The sequence below is a fragment of the Streptomyces sp. KR55 genome (assembly GCF_052245645.1).
Taxonomy (GTDB): domain Bacteria; phylum Actinomycetota; class Actinomycetes; order Streptomycetales; family Streptomycetaceae; genus Streptomyces; species Streptomyces flavusporus.
Genome location: NZ_JBQQCE010000228.1, coordinates 1 through 14,835, shown reverse-complemented (window position 1 = coordinate 14,835; position 14,835 = coordinate 1). Strand labels below are relative to the sequence as shown.

Below are 14,835 nucleotides of genomic sequence, written 5' to 3'. Positions count from 1 at the left end.
ACCCGGTCAGCCCCTTGATCAAACCGGCGCCGATGTCCTTCGCAAGCGCGGCCATCTTCTTCGACGGCGACGAGATCTGGAGTTCCTCACGGACGCCCGCCGTGACAGCTGCCGCCATACGCCGTGCGGCAGCAGTGACCTGGGCGGCGCTGCCGGTCATGCCTCCGGCCAGGCCCTGCGCGGCGGCCGTACCGGCGCCACGGAGCGAGCCCATGGCGAGCTTGCCGTCGTTGATCGCGCGGAGCAGGGGGAGATGCTTGGCGGTCTGCTTGGCGTTGACGACGAACTCCCGGGCGGACAGCCACGGCGCGTACACCGAGTCGCTGGTGCCGGTGCCGGGGCCTTCGACGAGGCCGCCGCCGGCGTAGCCCTTGCCGCGGTATTTGACGCCGGTGCCGGTGAACAGGCCGCCCGTGGCGATGGGGACTTCCTTGCCCCTGTACGGCCCGCTGGACAGGGTGACGGTCTTCACGTAGGTGGTGGCCGTCTTGCCGTTGAGGTTGTTGAGCTGCCGCCTCGCCTCCCGGATCTTCGCTTCCAGGTCGGCGATGGTTGCCAGCACCTTCGCTCGGCGGCTGTCCGGCACCCGCTTCAGTTCGGCCTTCGCCGTCTTGAGCTTGGCCTGGAGGTCCTCCAGGTTGCCCTTCAGTCGGGCGGTCTTGTCCGGGGTCCGCAAGATCTGGTCCGCGAGCCTCTTCGCCTGCGCGCGGGTCAGCCCCATCTGCTGAGCGCTCTCGATCAGCTTCTTCCGGCCGCGGTCGTAGATGCCGTTGACGGTCTGCCACGACTCGCCGCTCTCCCTCGCCGTCGCCGCGGCCTCCTGGGTCGCCGAGGCGAGCTGGGAGAGAGCATCGCGGTTCGCTCGGCCCTTGTCGGTGCCGATATCGAGGGTGCGCCCGTTCTCCTTGAGCGACTTGGTGACGTTGTCGAGCGCGGCCTCGAACCTGGTCTGCGCGTCGAACGCCGACCGCGACGTGTCCGAGAGTGCCTGGATGGACTGCCTGAGACCGTCGGCGGACAGCTTCTGCGCGGCCAGCTGTTGCTGCGTCTTCTGCGCCTGCATGCCGAACAGGCCCATGCTCTGAGCCGCCAACTCCTCCTCGAGCCTGGCGGCGGCGACGGCGTCCCTGTACTCGTCCATCTCGGCGCGGAACTTCGCTTGTTCCTTGCCGTTCTTCGAGTAGCCGGCCGCCAGCCGGTCGAGGGCGGCCGCGGCCAGATCGGCCTTCCCGCCCTGCACCAGGCTGACGAGCGAGTCGTCAATGGCGTCGAGGTTCTCCTGCGCCTTCTTGCTGGCGGTGGAGTCGATCTGCCCAAGGGTGAAGATCTTGACGATCGCGTTCTGGGCGTAGTCCACGAGTGACGGGTCAGTGATATTGCGGACGCTGTCGTACAGCCCGTCGAGGTCCTTGCCGAAGTGCTTGGCGGCCTCCCCAGACACCTTGCCCGTTCGGGCCAGCTCGCCGAGTGACGTGGTCAACCGGTCGACGTCCGGCGGCGCCGTCTTGCCGATGGACGACAGCTTGGCCACGGCGAGCACCACCAGACCGATGCCGGTCGCCGCCACAGCGAGACGGGCCTTGGTGCTCAGGGCCATGAACGCTGCGCTCAGCCTGCCCACCGCGCCGGACGCGCCGGCCGCCGCCGTGCTCGCAGCGAGGATCTGTGTGCGCGCTGCGGCGAACGCGCCGGCCACCAGCAACATACCGGCCCGGGTGAGGGTCACGGCCTTGATGGCGAGGGCGAGTTGCAGCACGGTCGTGATGAACCCGGTCGGGATGGACGCCACCATCTTCGCGGCGGCGTTGGCCACTTGGAGCAGGCTCACACCGGTCTGACCGGCGGCTGTCAGCACGTGGATCCCCGCGAGCGCCACGTTTTGCAGCGTGTCGGCGGCGACGGGTCCCTGCTCCCTGGCGAAGTCGAGGAACTCCGTAATGCCGCCGCCGATCTTCCCCGTGTCGGCGACCTGGGCGAAGTGCACGACCCCGTCGACGGCCTTGCGCAGCGAGCCGACCGCGAACTTCTCGACTTTGCCCATGAACCGGTCGAAGCCCGGGGTGTTCATCGCCCCACCGGCGATCGTCATCAGCCGGTCCAGCTCACCCGAAGCGCCCTTGACCAGGCCGGACGTCTTGGGCAGCAGCGCGTTGAAGATGCCGATGCCCTTGGTGACGACGGGCATCGTGTCGTCGGCGAGATCGTCGGACCACTCGCGGTATTCGGTCTTCAGCACCGACAGAGCGGCGGCTGCCTCGCGGGTGGCCGGCGGCATCTTCGCCAGCGTCCGGTGGCGGGCGAGATCGGCCTTGGCCGCTTCCTCGGATGCGGCGCCGTATTCCTCGACGGCCTCTTTGTGCTTCTTCTGCGCCTGGGAGGCCTCGCTGAGGTGGCTGATCTGTCCGCCGACCGCCAGGCCGAACGCGGCCACGGCGAGGGTGGCCCCGCCGATCGCTCCGGTCATCGGCGCGATCGCCGCGGCGGCGGGGATGGCAGCGCCGAAGGCGGCGAGCTTCTTCTCAGCCGCCTTCGCCGAGTCGCCTGCCCGGTCCAGGACGCGGGACAAGCGGTCGCGACCTTCCAAGATGAAGGTCATGGTGGAGGACACCCGGGGTCACCCCCCTTCGGCCTCCTCGGCCCTCTCGGCGGCAGCGGCCTGCGTGGCCTCGTAGCGCTGGACGTGGATGACGGCCTGGTAGAACCGCTCGCGCGGCAAGGACCCGAGCTCGGTCGGGCCGACGTGCAGGATCTGGGCGATCAGAGTCCAGTACTGGTCGAAGAGGTCGGCGATTCGTCCTTCGGGGCGGCGGACGTACTCGACGCCGTCACCTGGCGGGCGGGCGCCGGGGCCGGGGCTTTTGGGGCCGCCATCTTCGCCAGCGCCCAGTCGACGTCATCCGGATTGTGGGCGAGGACCCGCAGGTTCTTCACGGCGTCGTCGATGGCGTCGTCGCCGAGCTGGAGCTGTACGCCCTCCAGCAGGTCGAGGATCTCGTCGCGCTCGAGGCGGGCCTTCAGCCGCTTCTTCCACTGGGCGAGGCTGAAGTCGGCGAAGCGCAGGCCCGCGGTCTGCCGCCTGCGGAACACCCAGATGATCGCGCTCATCGCGAGGGGCTTCTGCGCCTTGAGCGCGGTCTCGACGTCGTCCCATTCCAGGCCGGTGACCCGCTCGACCTCGGCCGACTCGATGGTGGCCAGGTCCTCGGTGGAGTACGACTCGACCCGGTCGTCATGCGCGTACGAGACGATCATGTGGTGCTCTCTTTCAGCCGCCCAGGCGGCGCTTGACGTCATCGAGGATGCGCGCGACCTCGGTCCGCAGGCGCGGCATGTGGGGGCGGATCGTGTTGAACCACCAGTCCCGGGTGGCGTACTGGTCGACCCAGCCACCGCGGTGCTTGTTGCCGAAGGTGGGGTGCCGCCAGTGGCCGTCGTTGGTGTTCTTCGGCATCGACCGCCAGCCCGGCGGCAGGCGGCCCGGGTCGGACCACAGCCGGGCGCCGCCACTGCTGCTCACCGACAGGCGGATCGAGTTCGCGATCGTCGCCCTCAGCGGCGGCCCGTCCGTCTTCGGCCGGCGGCGCCCGTCCTTGCCGCCGCGCCCCCAGACCCGCAGGTTCCGGGCGGCGTTCTGGAGGTCGCGGTGGATGGGCTGGGCAGCATGCCGGATCCGCCGGTTCAGGTTGTTCCGCAGCTGCGGCCCGCCGGCCGCGTGCAGCCGGCGCTGAAGCTCGGTCAGCTGCTGTGTGTTGGTGATCCAGAAGTAGCGCTGTCCCTGAGCCACGACCGCCCCTATCCCGCCCTGCCCGGGTGCCTGGTCAGAGGGTCGTGTCGGTGGACATGATCTCGATGGTGAGCGGGTTGTTGGTCTCATCGTCGTCGACCTCGAAGTTGAAGGTCGCGTTCACGATGCCGGGCCCGTCCACTCCCGGGGTGTCGCCGGTGAAGAAGATCGCCGGAGTCTTGAAGCTGAACCGCTCGTTGTGCGTGGCCTCGATGAGGTCGCCGGTGAAGTCCACCACCATGGCCGTGCCGCTGCTGCCATGGAAGCGGTCGGCGAAATCGGCCTTGGTCTCGTAGTCGACCTCAACCGAACCGGTGATCTTCGTCCAGTCGTTCAGCAACGGCTCGGACTTCTTGCCTGCATTGCCGAAGTAGAACCGCTCCGTGTCCAAGCCGCGTTCCACCTTCAGCGACCACTTCTTGACGCCGGACACCGACGCTTCCGCACCGACCGCGCCGAGCTTGATCACACCCTGCGCGAAGTGGAACGGCTTCAGCCCCGTCGTGTACGAGGGCGCCACCAGCGCCTGCGCCTCGGACAGCTCCCGGCAGTCCCACTCCGTCGCCACCATCAGATGGCCGCCGACCTCGCAGGAGAACTCCATCGACTTGACCTTGCAGCCGAGGAACGTGTGCGGCCTGACCGTGCCGCCCGTGTCGGGCACACCGGCCTGCCACGTGCAGAACTTGCCAGCCGGGTCCTGGAGCGTGTGCGTCTGAAGGTACGCGGTGGTCGTCGCCTGCTGCACCGGCGAGACCGTGCCGCCCATCAGCAAGTTGACCAGGCGGCCCATGCCCTTGTGGTAGACCTCGCTGCTGAACTGACCCTCCGCCGAGTGGTGGGTCAGCACACGGCGGGTCTTCCGCTTGAGCATCTTGCCAGAGGCAAGGCCGCCGGCCTGCGCGTAGTTCGGCACCTTCTTGAACGGGAACGCGTCCAGCGGGTGCCACCGGCTGGGCGCCGTGTAGGTCCCGTACGTGGTCTCCATGGCCATGCCCAGCGAGCCGCCGAGACCGGATCCGATCGCCACGGTCAGTCACCTTCCTTCGCGGCGCGCTGCTTGGGCGCGGCCTTCGGCTTGGGGGATTCGACGGCCTGCCAGATGTCCTGGCAGACGAACGACTCGAACCAGTCGTCAGGGATCGTGACGACCTCGTCGGGCTGCACGGTCTGGTGGCCGAGCCACGGCACGATGCGCGGCTCGTCATCGGCAAGGCGGACCTTCGCCATGGCTCTCCTTGGGGTGATCAGATGCGGGCGGTGCAGGAGACGCGGAAGGCGACGCCGACCTGCGCGCCCTTGTCGGTCTGCTGCTGGAACAGCGATGCCTGCGTGATGCCGCTGAACAGGACGGCACCGCCGAGGTTGGGGGCGGCCGGGTTGGCGCCGGAGGCGCGCAGATCGTTCTCGCAGGCCGCGAACAGCTCGAAGGACCGCGTGCGTCGGGCCTTGATGTCGAAGTCGCCGGTCCAGGATTCGGCGAAGCACAGGATGTCGAACCGCTCGTCGCGGGTGTAGCCGCCGATGTGCGCAAAGTCTTGCTGCATCTCGACAGCGATGCCGTTCTCGGCGTTCGGCTGCCACCCGACGTAGACGAGGTCCTGCACCTTGGTCAGGTCCGTGGTCGTCGGCCCGTCGAGGACCAGCACCCCGGCCAGCGCGGGCAGGGCAGTCCACCGCGCCACCAGGGCGTCGATCGCGGCAGGAATGCGTGAGGTCGCCATCTACGCCACCCCCGGGGGAAGTCGGTCGTCCAGCAGCAGTTCCAGCGCACGGTTGGGCACCGCGAACCCGAGGCCGGGGATGGGCTCGGTGACGGCGTAGTCGTCCATGCCGCCCGGCGCCGGACGCCCCATGCCACCGCCCTGCGTTCGCCACAGGTGCTGGAGGATGATCCGCGCCGCGTGGGAGATGTTCGCCCTGATGATGGTCCGGCCGACGACGTAGGTGACACGCAGCGGCCCGTACAGCACTCCGCCGTCCTTGCGCTGCACAATGCCGGTCTCGCCGTCCAAGTCCAGGTCCGCCACCGCGTACGAGGTGCCGCCCGTGAGGACCGCGGCGACAGTCGTCAGCGAGATGGCCGGGGTCTGGCGCAGTGCCAGCACACGTGCGTACGCCCGGTTGTGGGTCTCGGTGACCGTACGGCGGGCAACCGGGCCGACAAAGAACTCGACGGCCCTGGACGCTGCTTCCACCCAGCCGCGCAGCTCTTCGTCGTGCGTGGTGACGGTGGCGTTGACGTGCTTGCGTGCATCGGCGAGCGACATGATCAGCGGCGGTGCGGCCTCGCGGACGTCGAACACGTCCGTGTACGCGCCCGCGTTCGCCCCGCTCGCGACCCATCGCACCACGTGGCGGCCGGGCTGGACGGTGGTGTAGTCGTACGTGTACGTGCCGGTCGACACGGGCGTGACCGGGGACACGCTGACGGTCGTGTTGTCTGGCAGGGTGATGGTCAGCGCCATGGCGCCGGCGTTGACCAGGGTGCCGGAGCCGTCCTTGACAGTGGTGCCGAGGGGGACGACGTCGCCGAGGTCGAAGGGCACCGCTCACCCCCCGCTGATCGTCGTGCCGGACCGGGCCAGGTCGCTCACGGCTGCCCCCGCGCGGAAGGCGTCGCCGATCTGGATGCCGCGGGTCAGGTTGAAGTTGTCGAACTCGGCATAGTCGTCCGTGCCGTTGTTGCGGTGCCCGGCGAGGATCACCGACAGGTTCGTGTCGTTCACCCAGGTCGGTGAGGCAGCCGTGCGCCTGGTGGTCCACGTCTGACCGTCGGGGCTCGTGTCCCAGTGCAGGTTTCCGGCGGACTCCCGCAGCCGCACCCATGCGTGGGCAGCTGGCGAGTAGGTGAGCACCACCTCGCCGGGGTCGGCGTAGCCCACCCGGGACATCAGTTTCATCTGTCCGGTGACGGCGTTGATGCTGAACCCTCCGTCGGTGCCGCCGACCGAGGTGATGACGAGGACCTCGGCCAGGGCCTCCACGGTCGCCCCGCCCGCCGCCGGGGCGTACACACGGCAGGCCAGGGACGACTCGTCGAGCGTGTACGCGGAAGCGGACTGGTAGGCGGAGAACGCCGTCGAGGCCGGCACCCGCGCGCGGCCGCCGGCCTCGACGATGTCCCCGTACGAACCTGACCACTTCAGGGTGTCGCGGACGTTGTCGTCGAAGTTGTCGATGAGCGTCGCGAAGCCGGGCACGACTCAGCTTGCTCAGGTGTGGCTGACCGGGCCGCGGCGCGGCTCGCCGAGCAGGATGACCGCGCCGAACGTGCCGCCGCCGGTGGCGCCGGCCGTGGTCACCGACACGCGCAGGTAGCGACGCTCCCCGATGTAGCCGATGACGAACAGCTTGTCGTCGTCGGTCGCCCCGATCGCGGGCTCGGTGCCCTGAAGGAACGCATCCGCGACAGCGGCGAAGGTGCTGTTGTCGTCGGAGTCCTGCACTTCGACGGTGTGCGTGCCGTCGGTGATGGTGCCGGTGTGGACCATCACCATCGCCGAGCGGTGCATGTCGCCGCCGACGTTGCGGTCGACGCTGGCGCCGTTGACCGTGGTGTTCGCGGTGCGCGACGCGATCGCCAGCGTCGCGCGCGGGGTGACGTTGGTGTAGACGCTGCGCCTGCTCACTTGTCGCCCTCCTGGGTCTTGCCCTTGCCTGCTGTTGAGCGGGCTCGGCGCGGCGTGGGCGGCTTCGTCAGCGACCGCATCTCGCCCGGCGCGGCACTGGCCTGCTCGACGGCGGCACGACCGCGCGGGGCCCCGCGGCGGGCCCGCCGCTTGGCCATGTAGTCGTCGACGGTCTCGAACGCCGTAGGCCGTGCCTTGTACACGTCCTCGGAGTCCTCGACGAGGTCGCCGACGGCGATGCTGACCCGGGCCCCGTCGATGCGGGTCACGAATGCCTCGCGGCATCGGTAGTACATCTGTGAGTCCTTTCCGCAGCGAGGGGCCCTCCCGTGGGAGGGCCCCTCGCCTGTCGGGTCAGCCGGTCTTGTCGAGCATCCGGAACGCGCCGTCGTTCACGCTGTCGGCGCCGACCCGGTAGTAGGCGTACCAGCCGCGCTGGCCGGTCGGCCTGCGGTTGGCGCCCACCAGGTGCGGGATGAATTCCACGGTCATGCCCACCCTGTCGGCGATCACGTAGTTGCTGAAGTCGCCGTAGATGAGCACGAAGTTGGACTGCGCAGCGCCGATCGCGCCGTCCATGTTCTCCGCCTCGTACGCGTTCCGGCCGAGCAGCTGCGGCGGCACATCGGCGCCGAGCCGCTCCCACGCCTGGGTGTTGGCGTCGGACAGCTGCCGGATGTCGTTGTAGATCGCCCTGTTCGCCAGCCACGAGGCCATGCCCCGGTAGCGGGCCGGCAGCGCGTCATCGACCGCGTACACGTCCGCCAGCGCCAGCGACGTACCCGCGATGTTCACCTCGGACGACGTGCCGGTCAGAGCGGTGACGATGCCGGTCGGCTGGCCGGAGCCGGTGCCGGTGGCGAACGCCGCCGCCTCCAGGGTGTCCTTGCCCATGGCGAGCAGGCGCCCGACCTCGGCAGTCACGTTGGCCTCATCCTGGAGGGCCTGGATGGAGATCGGCACGAAGCCGTCCGCCTGGTGCACCGGCACCGTCGGCTGCGCGAACGTCGGCGCGTTGTCGCCAGCCTCGGAGCCTTCAGCGGCCCACCGCCACGACACCTCGCCCGCGCTGACGCCGTTCCACACGTCGCCGGTCGCGACGACCTGCCGGGCCACCCGCCGGATCTCGTTGAGCGAACCCGAGCTGGTGATGATCACCGTCGGGTCCAACTGGAACGGCACCAGGTAGCCGCCCGCCGAGTCGGTGAGCGACATGGCCCGCTCCAGGGCCTTCTGCTCCTCCGGGCTGATCATGTGGCCGATGCCGCGCGCCATCTTCGACCAGGCCCGCAGGTACTCCGGCGAGCTGGTCGCCAGGCACAGACGGGCGATGGAGGCGTTGTCGTCGTCCCAGCGCTCGATGATGTCGGTCGCCGCCGAACGCACGTGGTCGTTCGCCCCGGACATCTTCGTGATCGCCGACAGGGCGCGGGCGCGCAGCTCGTGCCCGACCTCCGCCTTCGAGCGGGAAAACGTCCGCACCTCACTGAGGTCCCACGGGTTGCGGAACCGCATGTCCTCGACGCTGTCCGGGTGCAGGATCGGGTCGAGGTCGTAGCCGTCGCGGGAGTTGTAGGGGGTGCCGCCCTCCACCTTCACGGCCGCGGGGCCGCGCTCGGTGGCCTGCGTCGCCGAGCGGACCCGCTCCAGGGCGGCCTTCCGCTCCAGCTGGCGGCGGTGGTTGTCGACCTCGGCGAACTCCCTGGTCAGCTCGTCGAAAGACTGCTCGTCCTCCGAGGTCAGGTCGTCCTTCTCGCCGAGCCTCTCAAGCTCGGCCTTGATGTCCTTCAGGCGGATTACCGCCTGCGAGTGACTGAGCTCCATCAGTCGTCTGCCTTTGCGCGATGCGCGCAAGCTGCTCATCCATGAGGCCGGTGATCTCGCGGATCTGCGCCTTCAGGCGGCTGCTGCGCGGAGACGGTGACGGGTGCTCTGTGGCGAGCGGCGCGTCGGGATTCTGCGACGGGTGCTCCGAGGTGAGCGGCGCGCCGGTGGTGCTGGTGGTGCGGTCGGACGGGTGCCCGTCGTCGGGCGGCGTGTCCGTTGGTGTGGTCGCGCGCTCGGTGATGAGCGGCGCGTCCGTACGGCCGAAGAGCAGGGCGCGGGCGACCTCGCGGCGCATGGCCGGGTCGTCAAGGCCCTCCTGGACGGCCGAGTTCAGGGCGAGACTGCGGCGCAGCTCGCGGGTCATGTCGCGGTCGGCGGCAATCTCGCGGGCGTATCCGGCGGCCCTCACGTCGACCGAAGTGCCGGCATAGGCCGGGAAGACCACCGGCCCGAGCTCGCTGCACCGGACCTCGATCAGGGTCCGCTGGAGCGGGCCGCGGTCGCCGGGCTTCCACAGCAGCTGGGAGACCTCGACCGGGGAGAGGACCTTGCCGTCCTTGTCCCGCCATTCGTCGCGGATGACGTTGAACCGGAAGCTCATGCCGGTGATGGCGCGGTCCCGGATGGCGTCTCGTACGGGCTCGATGAGCCAGTTGTCTGACAGACGGGCGCGTACGTAGAGGCCTTGGTCGTCTTCGCGGAGGTCCTCGAACGAGCCGATGGGGATGGACCCGATGAGCCGGTGATAGCCGTGGTCGAACTGCAAGACAGGGGTCCGCTCGCGGAGGGTCTTCTTGAAGGCGCCCTTGCGGATCTGCTCCGTGAACTCGCCCTCCCACGAGTCGATCTCGGTGGGCTGGTCCCAGACGGCTGCGTAGCCCTCCAGAGTGAGCCCGTCGCCGTCCCCCTCACCGTCCTGCTCGGCACGGAAGGTGAACGGCACGGAGCGTTCCAGCGCCTGCCGCCGCATGGCGTCGATGGGCGTGTCCATGTGCGCGTCTCCTAGCTCTCGTCGGCTGGCGCTGAGGGAAGAGCGGGGGCCTGGGTGCCGGGCGGCTGGAGCTGGACGCTGAACAGGCCGGTGTGTTCGAGCAGCGACCAGTCCTCGGCGTCGACAGCCCGCTGCACCGACTCGGGGGTGTATCCGGCGTCCACCAGGGTCCGGATCGTCTGCGCCTGCCGGAACGAGATCTCTGCGGCGTCCTTGCGGTCCTCGCGCAGGAACGGGACGTCTCTGGGGTCGTACCAGAGCCGCACCGCGCCAGAGGCAGCGTTGCCGGTCGGCCGTACGAGGCGGCGCAGGCTGCCGGCAGCGTTCTGCCACAGCGGGTGGATCGTGCCGTCCGCCAGCCGCCGCCTCGCCTGGGAGTAGTTCGAGTACGTCGCTGCGGCCAGGCCCTCGGACAGGCCCACGATGACCGGGGGGACGCCGGCGGCCGCCGCGATGCGGGTCTCGCCGGCGCCCTGGATGCGGGCGAAGTCGAGCTCCTGCATGTTCGAGCCGACGATCGTGGCGTCCGCGCCGCCGCCCAGGTACAAGGTCTTGCCCGCGTTCTCGGGGCCGCGGTGCTCGGCCTCCATGCGCGCCTTGAACTTGTCCAGCGCGTCCGGCTTGACCTCGCGGTCGAACTTCACGATCACGTTCGGCGTGCCGCGGTTCTCGAGGTAGCCCTGCTTGTAGGACGACATCAGGTTGTCGCCCCGGACCTCACGCACGACCGGCGTCATCCAGCTCATGCCCCTGTAGGTGGCCAGCGGGTCGGCGCGGGGCGCGAAGTGGGCGACCTCGTCGGCCAGCAGCGCCACCGGTTCGCCGTCGGGCTCGGTGTAGATGTAGCCGAGCCGCCGCCAGCCGAGCCGGCCGCCGCGCATCATGCGCGGCTCCAGGACGATCTCCACCCAGTCGGGGCGCATTCGTACGAGGTCGCCGTTCTCCGGGTCGCCGGTCCAGTAGCTGTTACCGGCGAGATCGGCGTCCTGGATCATCCTGACGAGCAGGTCCTGCGTCGTGCCGCCGGTCCACGGTTCCTCGAGGGCCCGCAGGTCGGTGGTGCCGAACAGCTCCGAGGGGCGGCCGTTGTTGAGGCGCTGCCACTGGAAGCGGACGGCGGAGAACACGTCCTGGCGCACGGCCAGGCAGGCGAAGAGGACGCCGTTGGTGGCGGCCTGCATGGCGTACCCGGCGAAGTCCGCAGGGAGCTTCTCCTTGGCGACGCCAGGCATCGTCTGCTGCGTGCCGAGCTGCGGGTACGTGTAGGTGTTGCCGCCGTACTGGAAGGCCTGGATGTAGTCGTCGATCGTCGTGATCGACCGGCGGGCCGCCCGCCACAGGCTCACCACTGGTCGGACCCCCCGTCATCCTCGCTGGGCTCGGCGACGTCGGCGATCAGCAGCGAGTAGGCGACAACCAGCGCCCCGGCCACGACCAGGGCGACCGGGCGGCCGAACCACTCCCACACGCCGGCCGAGACCAGGCAGCCGCCGGCGAACGTGGCGCCGCGGGCGCGCGCCAGGCGGCTCACCTTCGGCCGCTTCAGCCACGCCGGGCGGCCCACCTTCGGTCGCTTCACCCGAATCCGAACCACGGCTCGATCTCCTCTTCGTGCTCGATCCGTGGCAGCGCGAGGAAGACGGCCATGACCATCGCGATGCACGCGTCGATGTGCCGCTTCGACTTGCCCTTGGACAGGCGCCAGCCGCGGTCCGTGTCCCGGGTCGCGGCAGCGAGTACGTGGTCGGTGAGCACCGGGTCGTCGCCGTGCACGAGGGTGCGGTCGGCGATGGCCCGGTAGGTGTCCTGGCAGGCCGGCACCATGTGGCCGGCGCCCTGAGGGAACTCCGCCATCGGCAGGCCCTCGTCGATCAGGGCCTCGGCGGAGCGTTGGAAGTACGCCGGGTCGTACGCGATCGTCTGGAGGTTCAGCGTTCGGTGCTGCTCCCGCAGGTGGTTCTCGACCGCGGCGACGTCGATGGTCTGCCCCTTGGAGGGGGTCCAGACTTTCGCCTTCACCCGGACCTTGCCGTCCTCGCCGAGCTGCGCGACGACGACCGCCACTGAGTCGTGCTTGTGGGCCATGTCCACGGCCGCGTGCGACGGCAGGTCCGGGTCGAGTTCGACGTCCCCAGCGCAGCGCTCCCACGCGCCTGGAGGCAGCCAGGACTCGTCCGCGCGGGTCCACTGGCCGAGGTTGTAGCGCCGGTACTCGAACTCCTGGATCTGGTGGTAGCGGGCGACGGTGTCCTCGACCCGCACGAACGCCCCGGCGGCCGGGTTCGCGGCCAGTACCGCCGCGCGCAGCTGTTCGGGGTCCTCAAGGTCGAACTGGCCGTCCTTGACGCCGTAGTGGACGAACAGGAACCGGTCGTCGCTCACGTGGCCGCTGTTGACCTGGTAGCCGTAGAGGTGCATCCGCCCGGCCAGCGAGTCCAGGTCCGCGCCCGGCGTGGTGGTGTTCAGCACCAGGGAGTTGGCCCGCTTGACCAGGCCGTTGGCGATGACCAAGTGGACGCGTTCCTTGCCGCCGGTCCACTCGTGGATTTCGTCGGCGGCGAACATCGAGGGCCGGGGCCCGTCGTTGGTGCCGGCGGCCGCGGCGATCCGGTACGCCCGGCCTGGCCCGTTCCTGACCAGGATCTCGGTGTCGAACACATCGACGTGGTGCTTCAGCGTCGGCGACTCGTTGCAGCAGTTCTTCATGTCGCCGAACAGCAGGTCGGCCTGCTCGAACGAGGCGGCCCCGACGGGGATGATCGGCGAGCCCTTCGGCCCGAACAGCGGGGGCCCCAGCAGCTCGAACAGCATCACCCACGCGGACAGCGGGGTCTTGCCGTTGCCCTTGGGGACCTCGAGCATCGCCTGGCGGAAGCGGCGCTCACCGGTGATCGGGTTGTACTCGTACAGCCAGTACAGGAACTGCTTCTGGAAGCGGAGCAGCCGTACGGGCTGGCCGAAGTAGTCGCCCTCCCCGTACACACAGTGCTTCTCGATCCACTTGCAGACGAGCGGCCCGTGCGTCGGCCAGCCCAGCGAGCGGGGAGCGCTAAGCGGTCTCGCCGTCGATGACGTCCTGACCTGCGATGACGTCGAAGCGGGGGTCATCGTCGTCCTCGCCTCCGCCCATGAACTCGGAGTTGAGGTCGGCGAGCGACTTGGCGGCCTCACCAAGCGTCACGTTCAGCGACAGGCGCGCCCGCGGCGAGAGACCGAACCGGTCCTCCAACTGCCGCACCTCGGCCTGCGTGACCTGGATGTGCCGCAGCAGCGGATTGAGCACGGCTTGGCCCTGCGAGCCGGTCACCATGTGGCCGCGCTTCTTCACCGCGGCGTTGCTGCGCTCCAGGTCGTCGTACAGGACGAACAGCCGCTCCAGCGCAGGCAAGTCGCTCACCGGGTCGGCCAGCCTCGCGACCGGTGACGCCCAGTAGTCCGCCCACCTGTCCCGTGTCCGCTTCAGCAGCCCAGCAGGAGGCGCCGGCACCTCGGGGGCCTCGGCGGCGCCGCCAGCGACGACGGCGAGGTCCTTTGCGGCGTTACGGCGCTGCCGCTTCTCCGGATCCTTCGGCGCTGGTCCTCTCCCCGCCATCAGGACCTCCCGCCTCCAGCAGACGTTCTCCAGCCGGGCTCAGCCAGGGCCGCTCCAGACAAACGCCGTACTCCAGCAGCCCAGCCCGCACGTCCCGGGTGAACGCCGCTCGAACGACCTTTGCCGGGTACTTCGCGGCGAGCTGCTCGAACGCTCGGAACCTGTGCTGACGTACGGCAGTCAGGACCTTGTACGTCCTTACGTCGGAGCGCTTCATGCGTCGCCCGGCCGGTACACGTCGATCCCGTCCACCCCAGCCAGAAGCAGCACATCGACGCCCGGTAGCCGCTCCCGCAGCCGGTCAGCGATCGTCTCCAGCTGCACCTGCGGCGTGTCGCGCGGCATACGGACCAGGGCCGTGTCACCAGGTCGGATGACGGTCACATCGACGGTCACCCGCATGTTCAGATCGGCGTGCTTCGCCATCCCGTTCGCCTACCAGTCCTCGTCGTCAGGGTCGTAGCCAGCGATCCAGAAGCCGACGCGCTCGCGCATGCGCCGGACCGCGTCCAGGTAGGCCCATCGCCAGCGCCGCCAGAGCGACGGCCGGGGCGGTTCCGGAGGCGGTGCTATGCCGGGCGGCAGCGGCAGCCCCGCGTCGAGCAGCTGCTGGGCGGTGATGGGCACGACGTGCGCCACTCGCTTCACCTTGACGAGCTGGTCGAAGTCCTCGGCGTCCACGAACTCACTCATCCAGCCCGCTCCTGTCCTGCGGCCTGCCAGCTGCGCAGGACGGTGTCCTTGGGGTCCGGCTCGTATCGGTCGAACCACTGCCGTACGTACTGCTGCCACTGCGGCGGCCGCTCGTTCATCGCCCGCAGCAGGCACGTTTCCTCCGGCCACCACAGCACCACCACCCGGGCCCCGTATCGGCGCCGGTAGTGGTCGCGCTTCGCCCGCTCCGGCGCGGTCGAGATGACCCAGCAGCAGCGCACCTGGTGCCCGCCGAGCAGTAGCCGCTCCAGGGCCGCGTCCCGGGCCTCGCAGACGATCGGCATGTGCGCCGGGA

General features: G+C 69.6%; 19 protein-coding genes. All 19 read right to left on the bottom strand.

All coding sequences use genetic code 11. The features are described from left to right. Nucleotides 1-2,596 (bottom strand): hypothetical protein (locus tag ACTWQJ_RS29170; RefSeq protein WP_443309526.1); only part of this gene is annotated, 2,596 nt, incomplete at its 3' end. Nucleotides 2,597-2,757: 161 nt separating this feature from the next. After that, nucleotides 2,758-3,252, bottom strand: a complete 495-nt coding sequence (locus ACTWQJ_RS29165) for a hypothetical protein (RefSeq protein ID WP_443309525.1) — start codon at nt 3,250-3,252, stop codon at nt 2,758-2,760. Between the two features lie 13 nt (nt 3,253-3,265). Then, a complete protein-coding gene (locus tag ACTWQJ_RS29160) occupies nt 3,266-3,784 on the bottom strand; it encodes a hypothetical protein (RefSeq protein WP_443309524.1) in 519 nt (172 codons plus the stop codon). A 34-nt stretch (nt 3,785-3,818) separates the two neighbouring features. Continuing rightward, nucleotides 3,819-4,814 carry a phage tail tube protein gene (locus tag ACTWQJ_RS29155; protein WP_443309523.1) on the bottom strand — a complete coding sequence of 332 codons (996 nt, stop codon included), beginning with the start codon at nt 4,812-4,814 and terminating at the stop codon, nt 3,819-3,821. Between the two features lie 2 nt (nt 4,815-4,816). Then, entirely contained in the window at nt 4,817-5,014 is a 198-nt protein-coding gene (locus ACTWQJ_RS29150; RefSeq protein WP_443309522.1) for a hypothetical protein, read from the bottom strand. Nucleotides 5,015-5,031: 17 nt separating this feature from the next. Next, complete coding sequence (locus ACTWQJ_RS29145; RefSeq protein WP_443309521.1) at nt 5,032-5,508, bottom strand: hypothetical protein; 477 nt, start codon at nt 5,506-5,508, stop codon at nt 5,032-5,034. Continuing rightward, a complete protein-coding gene (locus ACTWQJ_RS29140; protein ID WP_443309520.1) occupies nt 5,509-6,333 on the bottom strand; it encodes a hypothetical protein in 825 nt (274 codons plus the stop codon). A gap of 3 nt (nt 6,334-6,336) precedes the next feature. Beyond that, nucleotides 6,337-6,987, bottom strand: coding sequence for a hypothetical protein (locus ACTWQJ_RS29135; protein WP_443309519.1), 651 nt, complete (start codon nt 6,985-6,987; stop codon nt 6,337-6,339). Between the two features lie 12 nt (nt 6,988-6,999). Continuing rightward, on the bottom strand, nt 7,000-7,416 hold the full coding sequence (locus ACTWQJ_RS29130) for a hypothetical protein (protein ID WP_443309518.1): 417 nt from the start codon (nt 7,414-7,416) through the stop codon (nt 7,000-7,002). Continuing rightward, entirely contained in the window at nt 7,413-7,712 is a 300-nt protein-coding gene (locus tag ACTWQJ_RS29125; protein ID WP_443309517.1) for a hypothetical protein, read from the bottom strand. The genes ACTWQJ_RS29130 and ACTWQJ_RS29125 overlap by 4 nt, the downstream gene beginning before the upstream one ends. 58 nt (nt 7,713-7,770) lie before the next feature. Then, the gene (locus ACTWQJ_RS29120; RefSeq protein WP_443309516.1) at nt 7,771-9,240 is read right to left on the bottom strand and encodes a phage major capsid protein; all 1,470 of its coding nucleotides are present in this window, start codon (nt 9,238-9,240) and stop codon (nt 7,771-7,773) included. Continuing rightward, on the bottom strand, nt 9,182-10,234 hold the full coding sequence (locus ACTWQJ_RS29115; RefSeq protein ID WP_443309515.1) for an HK97 family phage prohead protease: 1,053 nt from the start codon (nt 10,232-10,234) through the stop codon (nt 9,182-9,184). The genes ACTWQJ_RS29120 and ACTWQJ_RS29115 overlap by 59 nt, the downstream gene beginning before the upstream one ends. Before the next feature lie 11 nt (nt 10,235-10,245). Beyond that, a complete protein-coding gene (locus tag ACTWQJ_RS29110) occupies nt 10,246-11,580 on the bottom strand; it encodes a phage portal protein (RefSeq protein ID WP_443309514.1) in 1,335 nt (444 codons plus the stop codon). Then, nucleotides 11,577-11,813: a hypothetical protein gene (locus tag ACTWQJ_RS29105; RefSeq protein WP_443309513.1), complete on the bottom strand. Its 237-nt coding sequence runs from the start codon at nt 11,811-11,813 to the stop codon at nt 11,577-11,579. The genes ACTWQJ_RS29110 and ACTWQJ_RS29105 overlap by 4 nt, the downstream gene beginning before the upstream one ends. After that, on the bottom strand, nt 11,810-13,216 hold the full coding sequence (locus ACTWQJ_RS29100) for a terminase large subunit domain-containing protein (RefSeq protein WP_443309512.1): 1,407 nt from the start codon (nt 13,214-13,216) through the stop codon (nt 11,810-11,812). Before ACTWQJ_RS29100 ends, ACTWQJ_RS29105 begins: the two co-directional genes overlap by 4 nt. A 67-nt stretch (nt 13,217-13,283) precedes the next feature. Continuing rightward, a complete protein-coding gene (locus ACTWQJ_RS29095; protein WP_443309511.1) occupies nt 13,284-13,826 on the bottom strand; it encodes a phage terminase small subunit in 543 nt (180 codons plus the stop codon). A 213-nt stretch (nt 13,827-14,039) separates the two neighbouring features. After that, complete coding sequence (locus tag ACTWQJ_RS29090) at nt 14,040-14,252, bottom strand: hypothetical protein (protein WP_443309510.1); 213 nt, start codon at nt 14,250-14,252, stop codon at nt 14,040-14,042. Between the two features lie 9 nt (nt 14,253-14,261). Continuing rightward, complete coding sequence (locus ACTWQJ_RS29085) at nt 14,262-14,519, bottom strand: hypothetical protein (protein ID WP_443309509.1); 258 nt, start codon at nt 14,517-14,519, stop codon at nt 14,262-14,264. Continuing rightward, on the bottom strand, nt 14,516-14,835 hold a 320-nt coding region (locus ACTWQJ_RS29080; RefSeq protein WP_443309508.1), incomplete at its 5' end, for a hypothetical protein. The genes ACTWQJ_RS29085 and ACTWQJ_RS29080, both read right to left, overlap by 4 nt.

Bases quoted from the DNA above. Each gene is read 5' to 3' on its own strand.
- ACTWQJ_RS29165 (WP_443309525.1), bottom strand. From the start codon at position 3,252: ATGATCGTCTCGTACGCGCATGACGACCGGGTCGAGTCGTACTCCACC.
- ACTWQJ_RS29150 (WP_443309522.1), bottom strand. From the start codon at position 5,014: ATGGCGAAGGTCCGCCTTGCCGATGACGAGCCGCGCATCGTGCCGTGG.
- ACTWQJ_RS29145 (WP_443309521.1), bottom strand. From the start codon at position 5,508: ATGGCGACCTCACGCATTCCTGCCGCGATCGACGCCCTGGTGGCGCGG.
- ACTWQJ_RS29125 (WP_443309517.1), bottom strand. From the start codon at position 7,712: ATGTACTACCGATGCCGCGAGGCATTCGTGACCCGCATCGACGGGGCC.
- ACTWQJ_RS29120 (WP_443309516.1), bottom strand. From the start codon at position 9,240: ATGGAGCTCAGTCACTCGCAGGCGGTAATCCGCCTGAAGGACATCAAG.
- ACTWQJ_RS29115 (WP_443309515.1), bottom strand. From the start codon at position 10,234: ATGGACACGCCCATCGACGCCATGCGGCGGCAGGCGCTGGAACGCTCC.
- ACTWQJ_RS29095 (WP_443309511.1), bottom strand. From the start codon at position 13,826: ATGGCGGGGAGAGGACCAGCGCCGAAGGATCCGGAGAAGCGGCAGCGC.
- ACTWQJ_RS29090 (WP_443309510.1), bottom strand. From the start codon at position 14,252: ATGGCGAAGCACGCCGATCTGAACATGCGGGTGACCGTCGATGTGACC.
- ACTWQJ_RS29085 (WP_443309509.1), bottom strand. From the start codon at position 14,519: ATGAGTGAGTTCGTGGACGCCGAGGACTTCGACCAGCTCGTCAAGGTG.